Annotated in this window: 18 protein-coding genes and 1 pseudogene; 10 read left to right on the forward strand and 9 right to left on the reverse strand. The window is 61.3% G+C overall.

Features of this window, described 5'->3' with window-relative positions:
* The first annotated feature begins 13 nt into the window (after positions 1 to 13).
* Complete coding sequence (locus IEC33019_RS03890) at positions 14 to 1,258, forward strand: lipoprotein-releasing ABC transporter permease subunit (RefSeq protein WP_070093454.1); 1,245 nt, start codon at positions 14 to 16, stop codon at positions 1,256 to 1,258.
* Between the two features lie 72 nt (positions 1,259 to 1,330).
* Here the strand turns inward: IEC33019_RS03890 and IEC33019_RS03895 are convergent, their stop codons facing one another.
* Together IEC33019_RS03895 and IEC33019_RS03900 are read right to left on the reverse strand one after the other, a co-directional pair.
* The gene (locus IEC33019_RS03895) at positions 1,331 to 2,680 is read right to left on the reverse strand and encodes a heavy metal sensor histidine kinase (protein ID WP_070093453.1); all 1,350 of its coding nucleotides are present in this window, start codon (positions 2,678 to 2,680) and stop codon (positions 1,331 to 1,333) included.
* Positions 2,677 to 3,357 carry a heavy metal response regulator transcription factor gene (locus IEC33019_RS03900; RefSeq protein WP_070093452.1) on the reverse strand — a complete coding sequence of 227 codons (681 nt, stop codon included), beginning with the start codon at positions 3,355 to 3,357 and terminating at the stop codon, positions 2,677 to 2,679. The genes IEC33019_RS03895 and IEC33019_RS03900 overlap by 4 nt, the downstream gene beginning before the upstream one ends.
* Positions 3,358 to 3,562: 205 nt before the next feature.
* On the opposite strand from IEC33019_RS03900, the gene IEC33019_RS03905 reads away from it, so the two are divergent.
* Both IEC33019_RS03905 and queF read left to right on the forward strand, forming a co-directional pair.
* Positions 3,563 to 4,090, forward strand: a complete 528-nt coding sequence (locus IEC33019_RS03905) for a cupredoxin domain-containing protein (protein WP_070093451.1) — start codon at positions 3,563 to 3,565, stop codon at positions 4,088 to 4,090.
* Between the two features lie 65 nt (positions 4,091 to 4,155).
* The gene (gene queF, locus IEC33019_RS03910; RefSeq protein ID WP_070093450.1) at positions 4,156 to 4,986 is read left to right on the forward strand and encodes an NADPH-dependent 7-cyano-7-deazaguanine reductase QueF; all 831 of its coding nucleotides are present in this window, start codon (positions 4,156 to 4,158) and stop codon (positions 4,984 to 4,986) included.
* A 44-nt stretch (positions 4,987 to 5,030) separates the two neighbouring features.
* Here queF and IEC33019_RS03915 read toward each other — a convergent pair whose 3' ends face one another.
* Together IEC33019_RS03915 and IEC33019_RS03920 are read right to left on the reverse strand one after the other, a co-directional pair.
* Positions 5,031 to 5,294, reverse strand: a complete 264-nt coding sequence (locus tag IEC33019_RS03915; RefSeq protein ID WP_043212894.1) for a DUF4404 family protein — start codon at positions 5,292 to 5,294, stop codon at positions 5,031 to 5,033.
* A 123-nt stretch (positions 5,295 to 5,417) separates the two neighbouring features.
* The gene (locus IEC33019_RS03920) at positions 5,418 to 5,981 is read right to left on the reverse strand and encodes a phosphonoacetaldehyde phosphonohydrolase-related protein (RefSeq protein ID WP_070093449.1); all 564 of its coding nucleotides are present in this window, start codon (positions 5,979 to 5,981) and stop codon (positions 5,418 to 5,420) included.
* Positions 5,982 to 6,173: 192 nt separating this feature from the next.
* Here IEC33019_RS03920 and IEC33019_RS03925 point away from each other — a divergent pair, with 192 nt between their 5' ends.
* The gene (locus IEC33019_RS03925) at positions 6,174 to 6,881 is read left to right on the forward strand and encodes an MlaA family lipoprotein (RefSeq protein ID WP_070093448.1); all 708 of its coding nucleotides are present in this window, start codon (positions 6,174 to 6,176) and stop codon (positions 6,879 to 6,881) included.
* Between the two features lie 104 nt (positions 6,882 to 6,985).
* A protein-coding gene (locus IEC33019_RS03930) for an IS3 family transposase (RefSeq protein WP_099593083.1) occupies positions 6,986 to 8,205 on the forward strand; the annotation gives its coding sequence in 2 pieces (ribosomal slippage) (positions 6,986 to 7,334 and positions 7,334 to 8,205; 1,221 coding nt in all).
* Between the two features lie 52 nt (positions 8,206 to 8,257).
* Here IEC33019_RS03930 and IEC33019_RS03935 read toward each other — a convergent pair.
* Positions 8,258 to 8,557, reverse strand: coding sequence for a PilZ domain-containing protein (locus tag IEC33019_RS03935; protein ID WP_099593085.1), 300 nt, complete (start codon positions 8,555 to 8,557; stop codon positions 8,258 to 8,260).
* A 266-nt stretch (positions 8,558 to 8,823) separates the two neighbouring features.
* On the opposite strand from IEC33019_RS03935, the gene rssB reads away from it, so the two are divergent.
* Both rssB and rssC read left to right on the forward strand, forming a co-directional pair.
* Entirely contained in the window at positions 8,824 to 10,008 is a 1,185-nt protein-coding gene (gene rssB / locus IEC33019_RS03940; protein WP_070094528.1) for a two-component system response regulator RssB, read from the forward strand.
* Entirely contained in the window at positions 10,005 to 10,487 is a 483-nt protein-coding gene (gene rssC / locus IEC33019_RS03945) for an anti-sigma factor antagonist RssC (protein ID WP_008099230.1), read from the forward strand. The genes rssB and rssC overlap by 4 nt, the downstream gene beginning before the upstream one ends.
* Positions 10,488 to 10,603: 116 nt before the next feature.
* Here the strand turns inward: rssC and IEC33019_RS03950 are convergent, their stop codons facing one another.
* The 3 genes from IEC33019_RS03950 to dusA form a co-directional block, all read right to left on the reverse strand.
* Positions 10,604 to 12,490, reverse strand: coding sequence for an alkaline phosphatase D family protein (locus IEC33019_RS03950; protein WP_070094527.1), 1,887 nt, complete (start codon positions 12,488 to 12,490; stop codon positions 10,604 to 10,606).
* A gap of 121 nt (positions 12,491 to 12,611) precedes the next feature.
* Positions 12,612 to 13,538, reverse strand: coding sequence for a transaldolase (tal, locus tag IEC33019_RS03955; RefSeq protein WP_070094526.1), 927 nt, complete (start codon positions 13,536 to 13,538; stop codon positions 12,612 to 12,614).
* Between the two features lie 122 nt (positions 13,539 to 13,660).
* Entirely contained in the window at positions 13,661 to 14,671 is a 1,011-nt protein-coding gene (gene dusA / locus IEC33019_RS03960; protein ID WP_070094525.1) for a tRNA dihydrouridine(20/20a) synthase DusA, read from the reverse strand.
* A gap of 104 nt (positions 14,672 to 14,775) precedes the next feature.
* On the opposite strand from dusA, the pseudogene IEC33019_RS27700 reads away from it, so the two are divergent.
* Both IEC33019_RS27700 and IEC33019_RS03970 read left to right on the forward strand, forming a co-directional pair.
* Positions 14,776 to 14,937, forward strand: a pseudogene (locus tag IEC33019_RS27700) (site-specific integrase); the annotation flags it as partial.
* Between the two features lie 170 nt (positions 14,938 to 15,107).
* On the forward strand, positions 15,108 to 16,382 hold the full coding sequence (locus IEC33019_RS03970) for a sensor domain-containing diguanylate cyclase (protein ID WP_081337535.1): 1,275 nt from the start codon (positions 15,108 to 15,110) through the stop codon (positions 16,380 to 16,382).
* Between the two features lie 318 nt (positions 16,383 to 16,700).
* Here the strand turns inward: IEC33019_RS03970 and IEC33019_RS03975 are convergent, their stop codons facing one another.
* Entirely contained in the window at positions 16,701 to 17,615 is a 915-nt protein-coding gene (locus tag IEC33019_RS03975; RefSeq protein ID WP_070094523.1) for a LysR family transcriptional regulator, read from the reverse strand.
* 174 nt (positions 17,616 to 17,789) lie between these two features.
* Here IEC33019_RS03975 and IEC33019_RS03980 point away from each other — a divergent pair, with 174 nt between their 5' ends.
* Entirely contained in the window at positions 17,790 to 18,758 is a 969-nt protein-coding gene (locus IEC33019_RS03980; protein WP_070094522.1) for an ABC transporter substrate-binding protein, read from the forward strand.
* Positions 18,759 to 18,830 lie beyond the last annotated feature (72 nt).

Raw genomic sequence — 18,830 nt, forward strand, 5'->3', positions numbered from 1 at the left:
GGTGTTCTCGTACATGTTCAGACCCTTGCCCTTGTTCATCGGTGCTCGCTACACCCGTGCCAAGCGCCGCAACCAATTCATCTCGTTCATCTCCATGACCTCGATGATCGGCCTGTCCCTGGGCGTGCTGGCGATGATCGTGGTGCTGTCGGTGATGAACGGTTTCCAGCGGGAGATGAGTTCGCGCATCCTGGGCCTTGTGCCTCACGCCAGCATCCTGGGGGTGCAGCCGCTGGATGACTGGCGCAAGGTGGCCGATGCGGCGCTGAAGAACCCGGCCGTGGTGGCGGCTGCGCCGATCACGGAGATGGAGGGTATGCTGTCGTACAAAGGCGCGATGCAGCCGATCCAGGTCAGCGGCATCGACCCGGCCGAGGAGGGTAAGGTCTCCATCGTCGGTCAGCATATCGTTCAGGGGCACCTGCAGGACCTGGTCCCGGGCGAGTATGGCGTGGTCATCGGTGAGCTGACCGCGCGGCGTTTTCGCCTCAATACCGGCGACAAGCTGACACTGATCGTTCCCGAAATCAGCAAGGCCCCCGGCGGCATCACGCCGCGTATGCAGCGCCTGACTGTGGTCGGCATCTTCAAGGTGGGCGCCGAGCTCGACGGCTCCCAGGCCTACATCCATGTTGCCGATGCCGGCGAGATGCAGCGCTGGGCGCCGGGCAGCGTGCAGGGCGTGCGCCTGAAACTGCACGACCTGTATGCCGCGCCCGAAGTGTCCAAGGTGATCGCTGCGGGCCTTGGCAATGACTACCGCGCCGATGACTGGTCGCACACCCAGGGCAGCCTGTTCAGTGCCATGAAGATGGAAAAGACCATGATCGGCCTATTGCTGATGATGATCATCGCGGTGGCGGCGTTCAACATCATCGCCACCCTGGTGATGGTGGTGAACGACAAGGGCTCGGATATCGCCATCTTGCGGACCATCGGTGCGACGCCTGCGCAGATCATGGGGACGTTCATGGTTCAGGGGTCGCTGATCGGTATCGTCGGTACCTTGGTCGGTGGCGTGCTCGGGGTGATCGCGGCCTTCAACGTCAGCCAGATCGTCGGCTGGCTGGAGCGGATCAGTGGGCAGCACATCTTCACTTCCGATGTGTACTTCATCAGCAGCCTGCCGTCGGACCTGCAATGGGAAGATGTGGCGATCATCTGTACCGCTGGGCTGGTCATGAGCTTCCTGGCCACGATCTACCCGGCATATCGGGCTTCCCAGGTGGAACCGGCGATGGCGCTGCGTTACGAATAAGTGCCTGTGGGGGCGCTTTTGCACCCCTCTCGCCACACAAGGCCGCTCAGATTGGGCTGCGAGGCAGCCCCGTCACACTTCAGGCAACTCGATCACGAACCGCGTCCAACCCTCTGCGCACTCGGCGCGGATGTCCCCACCATGGGCCTGGATGATCGAACGGGTGATCGCCAGCCCCAATCCCGCATGTTCGCTGCTGCCTTCCCGCCGTGCCGGGTCTGCCCGATAGAAGCGGTCGAAGAGCCTTGGCAGCACGACCGGCGCAATCGCGGGGCCGGTGTTGGCCACGATGATGTGTGCCCCCGGGCTCAGCGACACACGGATATCGCCACCTTGCGGGGTGAAACGCAGGGCGTTGTCCAGCAGGTTGGACAGCGCTCGGCGCAGCATGTGTCGGTCACCCTCCAGCCGTGCCTCACCTTCGCGCATCAAGCGGACCTCTGCGTCTTCGGCCAGCGGCGCGTAGTACTCCAGCAGGGCATCCACTTCCGCAGCCAGGTCCAGTGCCTCGCGGTTGGGCATCAGCAGGCCGTGATCGGCCTTGGCCAGGTAGAGCATGTCGTTGACCAACTGCGCCATCCATTGCAACTCTTCCAGGTTGCCGTGCAGAGCCTCGCGATACTCGTCGAGACTACGCGGGCGGGTGAGGGTGACCTGGGTGTGGGTCAGCAGGTTGGACAGTGGCGTGCGCAGCTCATGGGCGATGTCGGCGGAAAACGCCGAAAGGCGCTGGAAGGCATCGTCCAGGCGTTGCAGCATGGCATTGACGGTACTCGCCAACTCGGCCAGTTCCTCGGGCATCTGGGTCACAGGCAAGCGGGTTGTCAGGGAGCGGGCATTGACGCTGGCAGCCACTTCACCCATCTGGCGCAAGGGGCGCAGCCCGCGACGGGCAGCCCAGGCCCCGAGCAGCGCGGTGGCCAAAGCCGAAAGGCCGACGGTCAGCCAGATCAGGCGCTGCATGCCTTGCAGAAAGTGCTGGTGGTGGGTGATGTCTAGCAACAAGGTCAACCGGGCCGAGCCAGGGTTGCCTTCGTCGAGCTGGATGCACAGGCTGCGATAGTCCACGCCGTCGGCATGCAGGGTGGCGAGCCCTGCGTGTGTGGGGGTGTCCGGCAGGCCGCTGCGGCTGTCGAACCACAGCGCGCCATCGGCGCCGCGGATGCGCAAAGCCAGATCGGCCTGGTGGCTCAGTTCGTTGCGCAGGGCCGGCAGGCGCGACGCCAGGTCGCCGGGACGGGCGACGCCGTCGAGCAGGGTGCGCATCAAGGACAGCCGGCCATTGAGCAGTTGCTGGTCCAGTTCGATGAAATGGCGTTCGCTGGCGCGGCTGAACAACAGGCCAGCGGTCAGCGAGACGGCTGCGGTGCAGGCGGCGAACAGCAGGGCCAGGCGCCCGCCCAGCGACAGGCGTGGCATCAGTCTTGGCGCTCCTCGAGTACATAGCCCATGCCGCGCACGGTGTGGATCAGCTTGTTGTCGTGGTGATCGTCGATCTTCAGGCGCAGGCGTCGGATCGCTACCTCGATGACGTTGGTGTCGCTGTCGAAGTTCATGTCCCAGACTTGCGAGGCGATCAGTGATTTGGGGAGTACCTCGCCCTGGCGGCGCAACAGCAGTTCGAGCAGGGCGAACTCCTTGGCGGTCAGGTCGATGCGCTGGCCGGCGCGCTCGGCGCGTCGGCGGATCAGGTCCAGGCGCAGGTCAGCCAGGCCCAATTGTGTATCTTGGCTGGAATTGGCGCCGCGGCGCAGCAGCGTGCGCACCCTGGCCAGCAGCTCGGAGAAGGCGAAGGGTTTGACTAGATAGTCGTCCGCGCCCAGCTCCAGGCCGTGGACCCGGTCCTCCACGGCATCGCGGGCGGTGAGGAACAGCACGGGAGTTTCCAGGCCCGCCTGGCGAACAGCCTGGAGGATCTGCCAGCCGTCGCGCCCTGGGAGCATGACATCGAGGATCAGCAGGTCATGGTCGCCGGTCAGGGCCAGGTGCTGGCCGATGTCGCCATCGCAGGCGAGCTCGGTGGTAAAGCCGGCCTCGCTCAGCCCTTGGCGCAAGTATTGGCCCGTCTTGATCTGGTCTTCGACGATCAGCAGTTTCATGTCCTGTCCATAGTTCAGAAAAGGGCGTGCCTATCCCTGAGGGTGTGGTCAAAGACTCCCTGTTGGGGACGAGGTGATGGCTGAAATGATACGTGACTCTGGCGATCATCACCGAAGCTGACAACGTTGTAATGTTTCTGTCAGCTAACCGCCAGCAGCACCCTTATAGAGTGGAACTCATCCCGCTGTAACCGTTGGAGTCTTCATGAAACACCTGTTCATCGCCGCCGCCCTGGTTCTAGTCAGCCTGCCCACGCTGGCAAGTGAGGCAAAAACCTTCGCCTTTGGCGAGCCGGCCCCAGCGTCCAAGGCCACCCGGACCGTCGAGGTCGTACTCAAGGACATTGCTTTCGAGCCTACGAGTCTCGAGGTCAAGGCTGGCGAGACTGTCCGCTTTGTCCTGATCAACCAGGGCAAACTGCCTCATGAGTTCAACTTGGGCGACAAGGCCATGCATGCCGAGCATCAGAAGCAGATGCTGGCCATGCCAGGCATGAGCATGAGTCACGAGGGCATGAACCACGAAGGCATGGACCACGGCGCCATGGCTGGCATGGATCACGGCCAGATGATGGGCGAACATGGCCATGACGCCGGCAACACGGTCCTGGTGCAGCCTGGTCAGCGAGCCGAACTGACCTGGACCTTCCGCAAGTCTGCGCCTATCGAGTTCGCCTGCAACGTCCCTGGTCATTACCAGGCCGGTATGGTCGGGAAACTGACCATCGAGTGACTTCGATCCCAAGGCGGGAAGCAAAACCGGTAGAATGGCCCATCACGATTTTTCAGGTCAGCTCCATGCATCCCGCCGCCGAACATTCCCCGCTGGGTAAAGCCAGCGAGTACATCGCCACGTACACTCCTTCGTTGCTGTTCCCCATTCCGCGCGCGGCCAAGTGGGCCGAGTTGGGCGTGACCGCCCAGACCCTGCCGTGGCAGGGTGTGGACTACTGGAACTGTTTCGAGCTGTCCTGGTTGCTGCCTTCGGGCAAACCCGTGGTGGCCATCGGTGAGTTCGCCATCCCGGCCGATTCGCCCAACATCATCGAATCCAAGTCGTTCAAGCTGTATTTGAACTCCTTGAACCAGACCGTCTTCGCTTCCAGCGGCGAACTGCAGGCCTGCCTGGAAAAAGACCTCTCCGCTGCTGCCGGCAAGGCTGTCGCTGTCCGTGTGCGCACCTTGGCGGCCCTTGAGGCCCAGGGTGTGGTGGCGTTGCCAGGCCAATGCATCGATGAACTCGAGGTGAGCATCAGCAACTACGAGCAGCCCCAGCCGGAGCTGCTGCAATGCGACTCGCAACGTGTGGTGGAGGAGGCGGTGCACAGCCATCTGCTCAAGTCCAACTGCCCGGTCACCGGGCAACCGGACTGGGGAAGCGTCGTGGTGGAGTACAAAGGCCTGGCGCTGGATCACGCGAGCCTGCTGAGCTACCTGGTGAGTTTCCGCCAGCACTCGGACTTCCATGAGCAGTGCGTCGAGCGCATTTATCTGGACCTCTTGCGCCTGCTCAAGCCAGAGCACCTGACCGTGTATGCGCGCTATGTGCGTCGTGGCGGCCTGGACATCAACCCGTACCGCAGCACCGGCGCGATCAGCCCAGACAATCAGCGGTTGGTTCGGCAGTAAGGAAAATCGGGGCTGCTGGGCAGCCCCGAGACAGGCTTTTTGGGTCAGATACCCATGCTATGCAGGTAGTTGGCAATATTGCGCAGCGTGGCGGTCAGGTCGGGGTGGTCGACCTCGAAGCGTTCGATGGCGAGGTTCACACCGTCAACCAGGTTGTTGTCGGGCGTGGCTTCCTCAAGCTTGAGTTGCGCCTCTATCTGTCTCGCTTCTTCGTGCAGGCTCGCGAGTTCTTCGTCCGACAGCGGTACATTCCGATCCAGTTGCTCGCGCAGGCTATTGAGTCGCTCTTGCAGTTCGCGGGCGGGCATTGGGTGTTCTCCCTCTATGGCTTGGCAAGGCATGGACCTTCGCGACGGTGCAAAGGTTCTGGCCTGTCTCCAAGCGTAATCCACCTGCAGGCGCTTTGCATGATCGGCGTCAACGACCCTGTATCAGGGCTTTTCGCCCTTGCGTCGACGTAGCGCGATGTCCGCCAGGCATGTTTCGAGCGCCTCCAGATGGTCGATCACCGAATGCGCGCCGAGGCCGAACAACTCCAGTGTCGCCTTGCCGCGGGCCAGTTCGCGCGCTTGCTCGGTCATCGCCTGCCATTGGCTGGAGCCGACATCGCACGACGGGCTGCTGTTGGCCAGGCCGACGGTCCACAGCCCTGCGTTGAGGCCTGATTGCAGCAGGCGCGGATCGCCGCTGACCAGCACGCAGCCGTCCAGGCGAGCGCTCTGCAAGGTCATCAGCGCCTGCCAGCAGGCATTGGGGGCGGGCCAAGGACTATCATTGACGGCGTGCCCTGGCAGCCAGTCTGGCAACACGTTGGCCAGACGCTTGCCCTGGCTGGTGCTCAACTCATCGAGCCATATGCAGGGTACTTGGTGCTTGCGCAGAACCGAGAGGGTGTCCAGCGCCCCAGGCGCGGGCAGGGGACTGCCGTTGACCGCCTGGACCAGGCAGCCACGCAGGCCAAAGAGCACGGCGGTGAAGGCGGATGCATCTTCCATGGCAGCGTCCCTCAAATAGTCCGTAGGCTAGCGAGCGCGCGTTACTGCTGGATGACAGCGCAACAGTTGTTCACATAAATTTGAATAAAAAAGTGTAAAGCTGCTTATCAGCCGATGAGCCTTTATACTGGTGTCTTAATTTTGCAGTGCACCAGCGTGCCTGTTGCCGTCAAATCCGATGGAGAAACATCTATGCGTAGGATCGGTGCCGGAGTGATCGAGCGAGTCACCCAGGCCTGTGTCTGCGCCAGCCTGTTGCTGGCGCCCGTGGCAGCCACCCAAGCGGCCACCGAGGAGGATCCCTGGGAGGCGGTCAACCGACCGATCTTCAAGTTCAACGATACCCTCGACACCTATGCCCTCAAGCCATTGGCCAAGGGTTACCAGGCCGTCACCCCACAGTTCCTCGAAGATGGCATCCACAACGTCTTCCGCAACCTGGGCGATGTCACCAACCTGGTCAACGACGTGCTACAGCTCAAACCCCATGCCGCGGGCGTCGACACAGCGCGCTTGATCGTCAACACCACGTTCGGCCTGGGTGGCTTCTTCGATGTCGGCACCAAGATGGGCCTGCAACGCAACGACGAAGACTTCGGCCAGACCCTGGGCTACTGGGGCATCGGCAGTGGCCCTTACGTGGTCATTCCGTTGCTGGGTCCAAGCACCGTGCGCGATGGCCTGGCCAAGTACCCAGACACCTACACCGAGCCCTACCGCTATATCGACCACGTGCCGACCCGCAACTCGACCTTCGCCCTGGACGTGATCGACACCCGGGCCAACCTGCTGTCGGCGGAAAAGCTGATCACCGGCGACAAGTACGTGTTCATCCGCAACGCCTACCTGCAGAACCGCGAATTCAAGGTCAAGGATGGGGAAGTCGAAGACGACTTCTGATCTGTGCGGTATGAAAAAGGCGACCTTTGGGTCGCCTTTTTCGTTTTGTGTGTCCCGTCCTGAATAAGGTTTACACCTCCCATCCCGAATTTCCGGAGAGTCAGATGGAGCAAGGTGTAAAGCGCACACAGCGAGATTACTCACTGTCTTTTAAATTGGCGGTGGTTGATCAGATTGAAAAAGGCGAGATGACCTACGGCCAGGCCCAGGAACGGTATGGCATCCAGGGTCGATCGACGGTTCTGGTATGGTTGCGTAAGCACGGTCGGCAGGATTGGAGCCAAGGGGCATCGATCCGAGCCGAGAGGAGCTGCGCGATGTCTGACCCCAAACCGCTCACTCCAGAGCAGCGGATCAAAGAGCTTGAGCAGCAGCTTGAGCTGATGAGCCAGAAGGCCCAGTTCTTCGAGACGGTCGTCGATGTTCTGAAAAATGACTATGGTGTTTCGGTCGTAAAAAAGCGATCCGGCAAGTCCTCTCGCAAGGTCAAGTCGCAGGACTGAGCATTGCCAGGGCTTGTCAGTTTCTAGGCATCAGTCGACAGGCTTACTACAAACGCAACCGAGCCGCTGATGGCAAAGAGCGCCAGGCAGACCGGGTGGTTAAGTTTGTTCAGCAAGTCCGGATGCGCCAGCCTCGTCTGGGTACACGCAAGCTGCACTATCTGCTGCATTGCCAGCCTGACAGACGACTCCAGATCGGCCGAGATAGGCTGTTCCAAGTCTTGGGAGAGCGCCGTTTGCTCGTACTGCCTAAGCGGGCCTACCACAAGACAACACAAAGCTTTCATCGCTTCTACCGCCACCCCAACTTACTCAAGCCCGGGCCAAGCCAGATTGTTCCGACAAGGCCGGAACATGTCTGGGTGGCCGACATTACTTACCTGCCCGCACGTAACGGCCCGCTATACCTGAGCCTGATAACGGATGCGTACTCCAGGAAAATCGTTGGCCACCACGTCCATGAAAGCCTGCATGCCGAGTCAGTGGCGCAAGCTTTCAAGCAGGCACTACGAAAGCGACGTCGTCGCCAGCCATTAGTCCACCATTCGGATCGAGGCATCCAATATTGCTCGGCGCTATACCAGTCACTGCATCAACGGCACGGCGTTCAGTGCTCCATGACTGATGGGTATGACTGCTACCAGAACGCGCTGGCCGAGCGAATCAACGGAATCCTCAAGATGGAGCTGCTGTTGAGTAGCCCTGCAGATTTGGAGCAAGCGAGACAGATGGTTGACGAGGCAGTGCAGATCTACAACACAGAACGGCCTCATATGGCCCTGAAAAACAAAACGCCCGATGCTGTGCATCGGGCGTTTTGAGGCCTGTCGGCCTACCTGAACAGGTGTAAACCTATTTCAGGACTAGACAGTGTCAGTGCAGGGCCAGGATGCGCAAGCCGAACTTCTGCTGGCCGCTGGGTTGATCGGCGATCCACACCACCTCGGTGCTGGCTTCAAGGCCTTTGAGGGCAGGGTGGTCGGATTCGATACGCGTCTGCACCTTGTCACCCACCTTGAAATGTTGCTCGGCCTGGACCTGCATGCCGCCACTGGACAGGTCGAGGCAGACGGCCGAGATCACCTGGCCCGCATGCAGCAGGGTGACGTCGGCATCGATACGCATGCGGATGAAGTCGCGTTTCTCGCTGTGGTTCGTGGGGGTCTGAGACATGCTGCATCCTTCCCATTGGGTTGCACTGGTCGGCTTTCTTATAACTCCCGGTGATTTGCCCTGTAAAGTGCGGGGAAGTCGACCCTCGCATGGCTTGAAACGCCTGGCGGATGGGAGTACCGTCTGCGCCTTACAAGGCACCTCTGCCAGTTGCCGGGCCAGTTTTCTTGTCCTACAACTCAAGTAGAGTCGTCACAGATATCCCTGTAGCCGCCGTCCGCCTTGCTGACGTCGCTACGCCAACCAATCCGGCGCCGTTCGCCCACATGCAGAAAACCAGTGCAACGCTGCTGATCATCGATGACGACGACGTGGTCCGTGCCAGCCTCGCCGCCTATCTGGAAGACAGTGGCTTCAGCGTCCTCCAGGCCGGCAATGGCCAGCAGGGGCTTCAGGTCTTCGAAGAACACCAGCCCGACCTCGTGATCTGCGATCTACGCATGCCGCAGATGGGCGGCCTCGAACTGATCCGTCGGATCAGCGAGCGGGCGCCGCAACTGCCGGTGATCGTCGTATCCGGGGCCGGTGTCATGAACGATGCGGTCGAGGCTTTGCGCCTGGGCGCCGCCGACTACCTGATCAAGCCCCTGGAAGACCTGGCCGTGCTCGAACACTCGGTGCGCCGCGCCCTCGACCGTTCGCGTCTGGTGCTGGAAAACCAGCGCTACCGCGACAAGCTCGAAGCCGCCAACCGTGAGCTGGAAGCGAGCCTGCACCTGCTCCAGGAGGACCAGAACGCCGGTCGCCAGGTGCAGATGAACATGCTGCCGGAAAGCCCGTGGACAGCGGGCGATTTGTCGTTCGAGCATCAGATCATCCCGTCGTTGTACCTGTCGGGTGATTTTGCCGACTACTTCCGGGTCGATGAGCGACGTATCGCCTTCTACCTGGCGGATGTCTCCGGCCATGGCGCATCGTCGGCGTTCGTCACCGTATTGTTGAAGTTCATGACCACCCGCTTGCTCTTTGAATTCAAACGCAGCGGCAAGATGCGTGAGTTCAAGCCCTCCGAGGTGCTCAGCCACATCAACCGTGGGCTGATCAACTGCAAACTGGGCAAGCACGTGACCATGGTGGGTGGGGTGATCGACGAGGAAACCGACCTGATGACCTACAGTGTCGGCGGCCATTTGCCGCTGCCGGTGCTCTATACCCCGGGCCAGGCCCGTTACCTGGAAGGCCGCGGGCTGCCGGTGGGGTTGTTCGAAGAGGCCAGCTACCAGGATCAGGTGCTGGAGCTGCCTTCGCGCTTCAGCCTGACCCTCATGTCCGATGGCATTCTGGACCTTTTGCCAGGGGATACACTCAAAGATAAGGAAGCGACCTTGCCGGAGATCGTCAAGGACGCGGGGGGCAGCCTGGATGGGCTGCGCCAACGATTTGGATTGGCTACGCTTGGGGAGATGCCGGATGATATCGCCCTATTGGTGTTGAGCAGGAACCTTGAATGAGTACCGGTAGAATCCAGTTCGCCGAGCAGAGCGGGACCTTTGTTCTGAAGTTCGTCGGTGAAGTGCGCCTGACCTTGTGCTCGGCGCTGGATGCAACGATCGAAAAGATCTTCACCGCGCTGAACTTCTCGGCCATCGTCATCGATCTGACCGAGACCGAGAGTATCGACAGCACCACCCTTGGTTTGCTGGCCAAGCTGTCGATCCTGTCCCGGCAGAAGGTTGGCCTGCTGCCGACCGTAGTCACCACCAACCCGGACATTTCCCGGTTGCTGCAGTCCATGGGCTTCGATCAGGTGTTCAATATCGTCGACCGTCCGGTGCCCTGCCCGGAGTGCCTGACCGACCTGCCATCCCAGGACCAGAACGAAGATGTCGTGCGCTCCAAGGTGTTAGAGGCGCACAAGATCCTCATGGGGCTGAACGACTCCAACCGCGAGGCCTTCCACGACCTGGTCAGCGCCTTGGAGCGCACCTGATCCCTATCTTGTATCGATCCTTTCGCGGGCAAACCTCACAGGCACATCACAAGCCGCAAGGCGGATGAAATTTCTGTTGGGGCTACCCGCGAAGAGGCCGGTAGAAACAGTCGCTGTCACTCCCGCCGCGTAAACTCCGTAGCCTCGCTCCCATTGGCGCTCAGTTGAAACACCCGCGCCGGGCGCCCCTGCTCATCGAAGAACACCTGCCCCAGCCCCGCACCATTCCACAGCCGCTCGCCAGCCTGGCTGCGGCTGGGCGTGCGCGGCACCACCTCCATCTGTCGGCGCTTGGTGAACCAGTTGAGGGGCGAGCGGGGGGCATAGAGCCAGCGGTTGAGGCGATCCAAGACGTCCAGCAGGCGCTTGGGAAACTGGTTCTTGATGCCGCTGCTGGTGATTTGCCACAAGTGCGGGCTGCGCTGACGGTGGCGGATCAACACCTCGTAGACGAACGAATAGTGCACGTCGCCCGACAGGACTACATAGTGCCCTGGGGTGCGCGAATGGCTGAAGATGTTGAGGATCACCTGTGCCGCGCCGCGATGGGCCATCCAGTTTTCCGCATCCACCAGCAAGGGGTAGCCCAGCCAGCTGAACACGCGCTGAACCGTCTCGATCAGCTTGACCCCGAAGATCGGTGCTGGGGAGACGATGATCGCCGAAGGGTGGTCCAGCAGTGCCTGTTGCAGTTCGCACAAGGCTTCCCAGTCGAGCAGGCCTGAAGGCTTTTTCAAGCTGCTCTCGCTGCGCCAGCGGCGGGTGCGGGTGTCCAGCACCAGCAGCGGTGGCTGAGTGGGCAGGTTGAACTGCCAGCCCTGAAAGCGCAGTAACTGGTCGATCAGCGCGTCCTGGGCCTGGAGGTCCAGGTGTTGCTGCTGGTGGCGCTCGCCCAGGGCCTTGCACGGCTCGATCAACGCCTGGCAACTGTCTGGATCGTTGCCCCAGCCTTGGCAGAGCAGATAGCCCAGCAGCGCATTGCCAATTATCCGACGCGAGAAGGGATGTCCATAGGCTGTCTCTTCCCATTGCGCCGAGAGGTTCCAGTCGTCGGTGATGTCATGGTCATCGAAGATCATCAGGCATGGCAGGTGCGCCATCACCCGGGCTACCTGATCGAGGTTGGCGGCGAAGGCTTCGATCTGGGGCCGTTCTTCCCGGTAGCGCGCCTGACGCTTGTCGGTCAGGCCTTCGGGCATGTCCAGGCGTATCAGCGTCCACGGCACGGGTGACCAGACCAGCAGGTACATGGCCATGACTTCAGCGAAGGTCACCAGGTGGTTGTCGGCGTTGCTGCTGGAGAAGATCGGTTTGCGCTTACCGCCGAAGAAGCGCTCGCGCAGGGTTTCGTTGCTCTCCTGAGCGGGTAGCAGGTCCGCGCGGTGGTAGTAGCTGGCCGGGTGGCGGTACAGCGCGGTGCTGTCGGCGACCAAGGCGCCTTCCAGTGTTTCGCCGAACAGGCCCAGGTGCTCGATCAGCGTGTGGATGGCGCGCAGCATAGGGCCGGCGACATCGTCGGCATAGACCTGGTCACCGGTCATCAACAGCAGCGCCGGGCGCTCCTGGGGTCGCTGGCACTGTTGCAGAAGCCGGTCCGCACACAGCAGGCCATCGGCAGCTGGGTAGTGGGGCTTGCGGCAGGACCCGTGGAGCAACTGCTCGAGGCGATCGCGCAACACGAAGCTTGGGCGTTGGCTGCCGGGGTAGAGCAGGTGAGGGGCCCAGTCGGCGATGCCCTGGCCGTCATCGAGCAGCAGGTCATAGTGGATGGCCTCGTTGCAGGGCAGCGGCTGGTCGAAGTGGATATCCAGCAGGTGAACGAAGGCCTGCGTGCCGATGGCGATCACTTCGCAGGCCAGGTTGACGGTGAGGGCTGGAACGTCGAGGACGAACGTCGGCTGCAGCGGCTGCGTGGCGACGAGCCAGATGGCCAGGCGTTGAGGCTCTAGCCGGCGCAGGACGGGGCCGGCAAGGACAAGGGGAAGTGCGGTGGTCGGTGGCATCGATTGGTTTTCAGTCGTGTGTGCCTGGTCTTTCGCAGGCCAAGCAGTTTGAACGCGCCTCAAATGAAAACGGGCGGAAAATGCTCGGCATCTCCCGCCCGTTGGGCAACCCCGATGTGTATCAGGCTTTGTCAGCCATCAGGGCTTCGAGCTTTTCCTGGTCACGGGCGAACTGGCGGATGCCTTCGGCCAGTTTCTCGGTGCCCATGGCGTCTTCGTTCATCGCCCAGCGGAACTGGCTTTCGCTCAGGTGCTGCTTGGCTTCGCCGGCATTGCCTGGCTTGAGGATGCGCGGCAGTTGGCCCTGGTCATCGCTCAATTGCTGCAGCAGCTCGGGGCTGATGGTCAGGCGGTCGCAGCCAGCCAGTTGTTCGATCTGGCCGATGTTGCGGAAGCTCGCGCCCATCACCACGGTGTCGTAGCCGTTGGCCTTGTAGTAGTTGTAGATGCGCGTCACCGACTGCACACCCGGGTCTTCGGCGCCGACATACTCCTTGCCGGTGCTCTTCTTGTACCAGTCGTAGATGCGGCCCACGAAAGGCGAAATCAAGAACACCCCGGCATCGGCGCAGGCCTGGGCCTGGGCGAAGGAGAACAGTAGGGTCAGGTTGGTCTGGATGCCTTCTTTTTCCAGTTTCTCGGCGGCGCGGATGCCTTCCCAGGTGGAGGCCAGCTTGATCAGCACGCGATCACGCGGCACGCCGGCCTGCTCGTACAGGCCGATCAGTTGGCGCGCCTTGGCCAGCAGCGCAGGTTCGTCGAACGACAGGCGGGCGTCGACCTCGGTGGAGATACGCCCGGGAATGACCTTGAGGATGCCCGAGCCCACGGCCACGGCGAACTTGTCGCAGGCCAGGTCCACATTGCCCTTGGCATCGCTCTTGACCTGCTTGAGCAGGTCCGCGTAACCCGGAATCGCCGCGGCCTTGAGCAGCAGCGAGGGGTTGGTGGTGGCGTCGACCGGCTTGAGGCGGGTGATGGCGTCCAGGTCCCCGGTGTCGGCGACCACGGTGGTGAACTGCTTGAGTTGTTCCAGCTTGGAGGTCATGGGCGTGCTCTGTCCTGTGCAATGACTCGACATTACCCGAGCCCCGACGGCCACTCAAGGGCCGGCGGGGCAGGTCGGGCGAGGGAATGAAGGTTCGAGTCGAAAGCGCGCGGCAGGTTCCGTCAGCGGCCTTGCAGCAGCTCGGCGGCCTGGTCGAGGATGGCCAGCGGTTGCGGGGCCTTGTGGATGTCCGCCGACAGCAGTTGGCGGAAGCGCCGGGCACCGGGAAAGCCCTGGCCCAGGCCGAGGATATGGCGGGTGATGTGATGCATGGCGCCACCGCTTTCCAGGTGCGCGACGATGTAGGGGCGCAGCTTCGCCAGCACCTCGCTGCGGCTGACCACCGGGGCGGAGCTGGCGAACAGCTGCTGGTCCACTTCGGCCAGCAGGTAAGGGTTGTGATAGGCCTCGCGGCCCAGCATCACGCCGTCGAAGGTCTGCAGGTGCGCATGGCACTCTTCCAACGTCTTGATGCCGCCATTGAGCACCAGTTCCAGATCCGGGAAGTCGGCCTTCAGTTGCGCAGCCACGTCATAGCGCAGCGGCGGGATCTCGCGGTTTTCCTTGGGCGACAGGCCTTCGAGGATGGCGATGCGCGCGTGCACGGTGAAGCTGCGGCAGCCCGCGTCACGCACCTGGCCCACGAAATCGCACAGCTCGGCGTAGCTGTCGCGGCCATTGATGCCGATGCGGTGCTTGACCGTGACCGGAATATCCACCGCATCGCGCATGGCCTTGACGCAATCGGCCACCAGCGCCGGATGACCCATCAGGCAGGCGCCGATCATGTTGTTCTGCACTCGGTCGCTCGGGCAGCCAACGTTGAGGTTGACCTCATCGTAACCCGCGTCCTCGGCCAGTCGCGCGCACGCCGCCAGCTCCGCCGGCACGCTACCGCCCAGTTGCAAGGCCAGCGGATGCTCGGATTCGTCATGGCGCAGGAAGCGATGGGCATCGTTGTGCAGCAGTGCACCGGTGGTGACCATTTCGGTGTAGAGCAGGGTGTGCCTGGAGAGCAGGCGCAGGAAGAACCGGCAGTGACGGTCGGTCCAGTCCATCATCGGTGCAACGCTGAAGCGGCGGGAGGGCTCAGGGCGCGTGGTTTGTGGTGTTGGGGCTGTTTCTAAGGACATTCTGGTCTACGCATTCTTGTACCATTTTTCGCGGTTTTGGGACGTTTTTAGTGTGACGGTGGTGCAATGTGCCACCGCCTGCCACGCTTGTACCACCGCAAATCATGGCAACGATTAAAGCAAGGAAAAAGGCCGACGGAACGATCAGCTATACCGTCCAGATCCGCCTCAAGAAAAAGGGTGCCCTAGTCTACCAAGAAGCCCAAATATTCGCCCGTAAGCAGGCAGCTAAGGCTTGGGCGAAGCGACGAGAGACCGGGTTGGCGAAGGTGGATCGGGACATACCGCGGGTATCGACCCATAGCAATCGTCCGTGGAAGGTAGCAAACGCTCAAAAACGGTAAATAAGCGGGTTGATAGCGTTTGTGGGCGAACTGCCATCAGAAGATAGGCATAATGGAGGCATTGCCTGGCCTCTCGGATTAGCCGCTGCCCGATGATTGCCCTGTTCATCCTACTCGCCGCCTTACCCTGCCTGACTCTGCTGTGGGTACTGCACCGCCAGCGCCAGGAGCACTGTGCTCTGCTGGCGGAGCTGGACGTGGGCGTATTGCAACTGTCCCGTAATGGCCGAGTATCCTGGCATAACCGGGCAGCGGCCGAATTGCTCGGTCATGCCAGCACTCCACTGTTGGGCCTGCGCCTACGAGAACGTTTGCCTCAGTGGACCGCGCCAGCCAGCACGGTGCAGGTCACGGGCGACAATGGCCAACAACGCGCGCTACACATCAGCCAGCAAAGTGCGACCCATGCAACGCAATGGCTGCTGATCCGTCCGATTCTGGTCGAGGCCGAACGCTTTCAGCGCAGCCAGTATTTCGCCCGCATCGGTACCTGGGACTGGGACATCGACACCAACCATCTGTACTGGTCCGACGCCATCTTCGGCATGTTCGGCTATTCGATCAACGAAGTGACACCAAGCTACGAGCTGTTCTGCAACGCGGTTTATCCGGACGATCGGGCCCGTGTGCGCGCCGGCGAATTACGCTGCATCGAAACCGGCGAGAATCACGACGAGGAGTATCGGGTGGTCTGGCCGGACGGTACGCTGCACTGGCTACGTGAGACCGGAAACGTGGTCAAGGACGAACTTGGCACGCCCATCAAGATGATGGGCGTGGTGCGTGATATCACCGAGGAGAAAGCCTGGGCCAATCAATTGCACCGATTAGCACACCATGACCCGCTGACCGGCCTGCCCAACCGCTTAGTGTTCGAGGAGCGTCTAGAAGGTGCCCTGGCTTTGGCCCGGCGTAACAACAGCCGCGTTGCGCTGGTGTTCATCGACCTCAATGGTTTCAAGGTGATCAACGACAGTCTTGGCCACGCAGCCGGCGATCAGGTGTTGAAGATCACTGCGACCCGCCTGCACGAAACACTGCGCAACTCGGACAGCGTGGCGCGGCTAGGGGGCGACGAGTTTGTCACCGTGCTCGAAGGTCTATCGGCCGAGCGCACCCCCGAAGACGAGGCCCGGGTGATCGCACAGAGGCTGCTGGCAGCGCTGGACGCACCAATCAGCGTGGGTAACGCGCGCCAGCGGGTCGGAGCCAGTCTGGGCATTGCCCTTTTCCCCGATCACGCGCAGACGCGCGACCAACTGATTCATGTGGCCGATCTGGCGATGTACGAGGCCAAGCGCAGTGGCGACAACCAGTACCGCCTGGGCCAGGCGCAGACGCAGGTGCTGCGCGCCCGCAACGACTGACTTAGATACCGACGCACTTGCCACGCATGAAGTGGATCAGTTTTTCGGCATGCGCGCCTCGCTGATCGCCCATCGGTCAAGGAACCCAGGGCGATGCACTGGAAACCGTCGCAGGTCACCTCGATACGGGCCGGGAAGCAATCGTACCCCTGAGGGCGAGCGATCTACTCCTCTACGCTAACTGGCCGCTTTGGGTCGATTGCGGCTTATTCGACAGTTCGGACGCAGCAACTGGAAGACAGGTTGCTCCCTACTTCGTGCCAGAGCAGTGATGTACTTGGCGTGGGCAATCGGTCACCCACGGCTTGCCCCCGTTGTTCATTCGGATGCAAACGGCGGTCTTTCCGCGAACCATGCCACCGCCAACTCCTTGAACGCCTCAGCCGAAGGCGTCAGCGGATAGCGCTGATCATGCGCCAGTACGATGCTATGCGTGGGCAATTTTTCCTCGGTCGGCCGACATACCAGCGCTTGACCGTCATAACTGCGGTCACCAAATGGCCGGGTGTAAATCAGTGCAACGCCAAACCCATTTGCGACGAGGCTACGCTGCAACTCGAACGTGCGCACACGGTGCACGACGGCGGGTGTCAGATCGTAAAAGCTGAACAGGTCCAGCACATGCTGCCAACTTTGGGCCTGATCGGTGACGACCAAGGTGTATTCGGACAGCGCCTTGAGACTGACACGCGACTGTTTGGCCAGTGGGTGATCGGCTGACAGCAGCACCTGGGCGGTCAACTGACACAGTTGAGTGCATTGAGTGTTCGGCGGTAAACCCAGGTCGTAGGTGATCGCCAACTCTATCGCCCCCTCAGCAAGCCGCTTGCCAACATAATCGAAGCTGCCATCGCGCATATCGACAGTGACCCTTGGGCAGGACTCCTGCATCCGTCGCACGATTTGTGGCAGGCAGTAGGGCGCCAGGTCTTCAAAGCATCCGACCACCAATTCCCCGATGCACTCGCCTGCGTTGGTATTGATCTCGGCAAAGGTCTGAGCCTCTGCCAGCACGCGACGGGCCTGGACCATGACACTACGACCGAAAGGGGTTAGCGATATGCCAAGGCCACGTTGGCGGATGAAGATGGATTGACCCAGTACCTCTTCCAGTTCGGTGATGGCCGCCGAGATGGAGGGTTGTGAAACATGAAGCTCCATGGCGGCAGTGGTCAGGTTTCCGTGCTTGGCCGCTGCGAGCGCATAGCGAAGCTGCCGCAGTGTGAACTTCATAGGTTTTACCTTTGTGATGCATCAGTACTTATTATTTTATCCTTTTTTAGGGTTATGAAATATTTCTCCCACGCAGTGCTTACCAAGGCAAGGTTCGTCAGTCAGTCTGGCGTCCCTCTTTGGGCCGGATGCCCTCGACTGCTGCAATCAATGTTCTTGTTTGGGAGCGTCACAATGACAATTACAAAGGCTCTGCTGACCACGACACTTTCTCTCGGGCTGCTGGCGTCCGCTGGGGTCAGCCAGGCGGCCGGCTGGTGCGAGTCTGGCAAGCCGGTGAAATTCGCCGGCTTGAACTGGGAAAGCGGGATGCTGCTCACCGATGTGATGCAGTTCGTGCTGAAAAATGGTTATGGCTGTGATACCGACAGCCTGCCGGGTAATTCCATTTCCATGGAAAACGCCTTGAGCAGCAACGATATCCAGGTGTTTGCCGAAGAGTGGGTAGGGCGCAGCGAGGTCTGGAACAAGGCTGCGGCGGCCGGCAAGGTCGTCGGCATCGGTTCGCCGGTGGTTGGCGCGGTCGAAGGCTGGTATGTGCCGCGTTACGTGATCGAAGGCGATGCCGGGCGCAATCTCGAAGCCAAGGCGCCGAACCTCAAGAGCATCGCCGATCTGAAGCAATACGCCCAGGTCTTCAAGGACCCGGAGGAACCGGACAAGGGGCGCTTCTACAATTGCCCGGCCGGTTGGACCTGTGAGCTGGACAACAGCGAAATGCTCAAGCGTTACGGCCTGGAAAACGCCTATACCAACTTCCGCCCGGGCACCGGCCCGGCACTGGATGCCGCCGTCCTGTCGAGCTACAAGCGTGGCGAGCCGATCCTGTTCTATTACTGGTCGCCGACGCCGATGATGGGCCAGGCCGACCTGGTCAAGCTGGACGAGCAACCAGGTGTGGATAAATCCGTGACCATCAAGGTGGGGGTGTCGAAGGCCTTCCACGAGCAGGCACCGGAACTGGTGGCGGTGCTGGAAAAGATCAATCTGCCGATCGACCTGCTGAACCAGAACCTGGCGCGCATGAGCAAGGACCGTATCGAGTCGCCCGAGCTGGCCAGGTTGTTCCTCAAGGAACACCCCGAAGTCTGGCACAGCTGGGTCAGCGAAGACGCCGCCAAAAAGGTAGGCGCAGCACTCTGAGCCTGTGGGGTCGTCCGGCTTCTGCCGGACAGGCCACGCGAGGGTCCGCTCCATGCACTTGCTCGAGACAAT

It is taken from the genome of Pseudomonas putida, from assembly GCF_002741075.1.
GTDB lineage: Bacteria > Pseudomonadota > Gammaproteobacteria > Pseudomonadales > Pseudomonadaceae > Aquipseudomonas > Aquipseudomonas putida_T.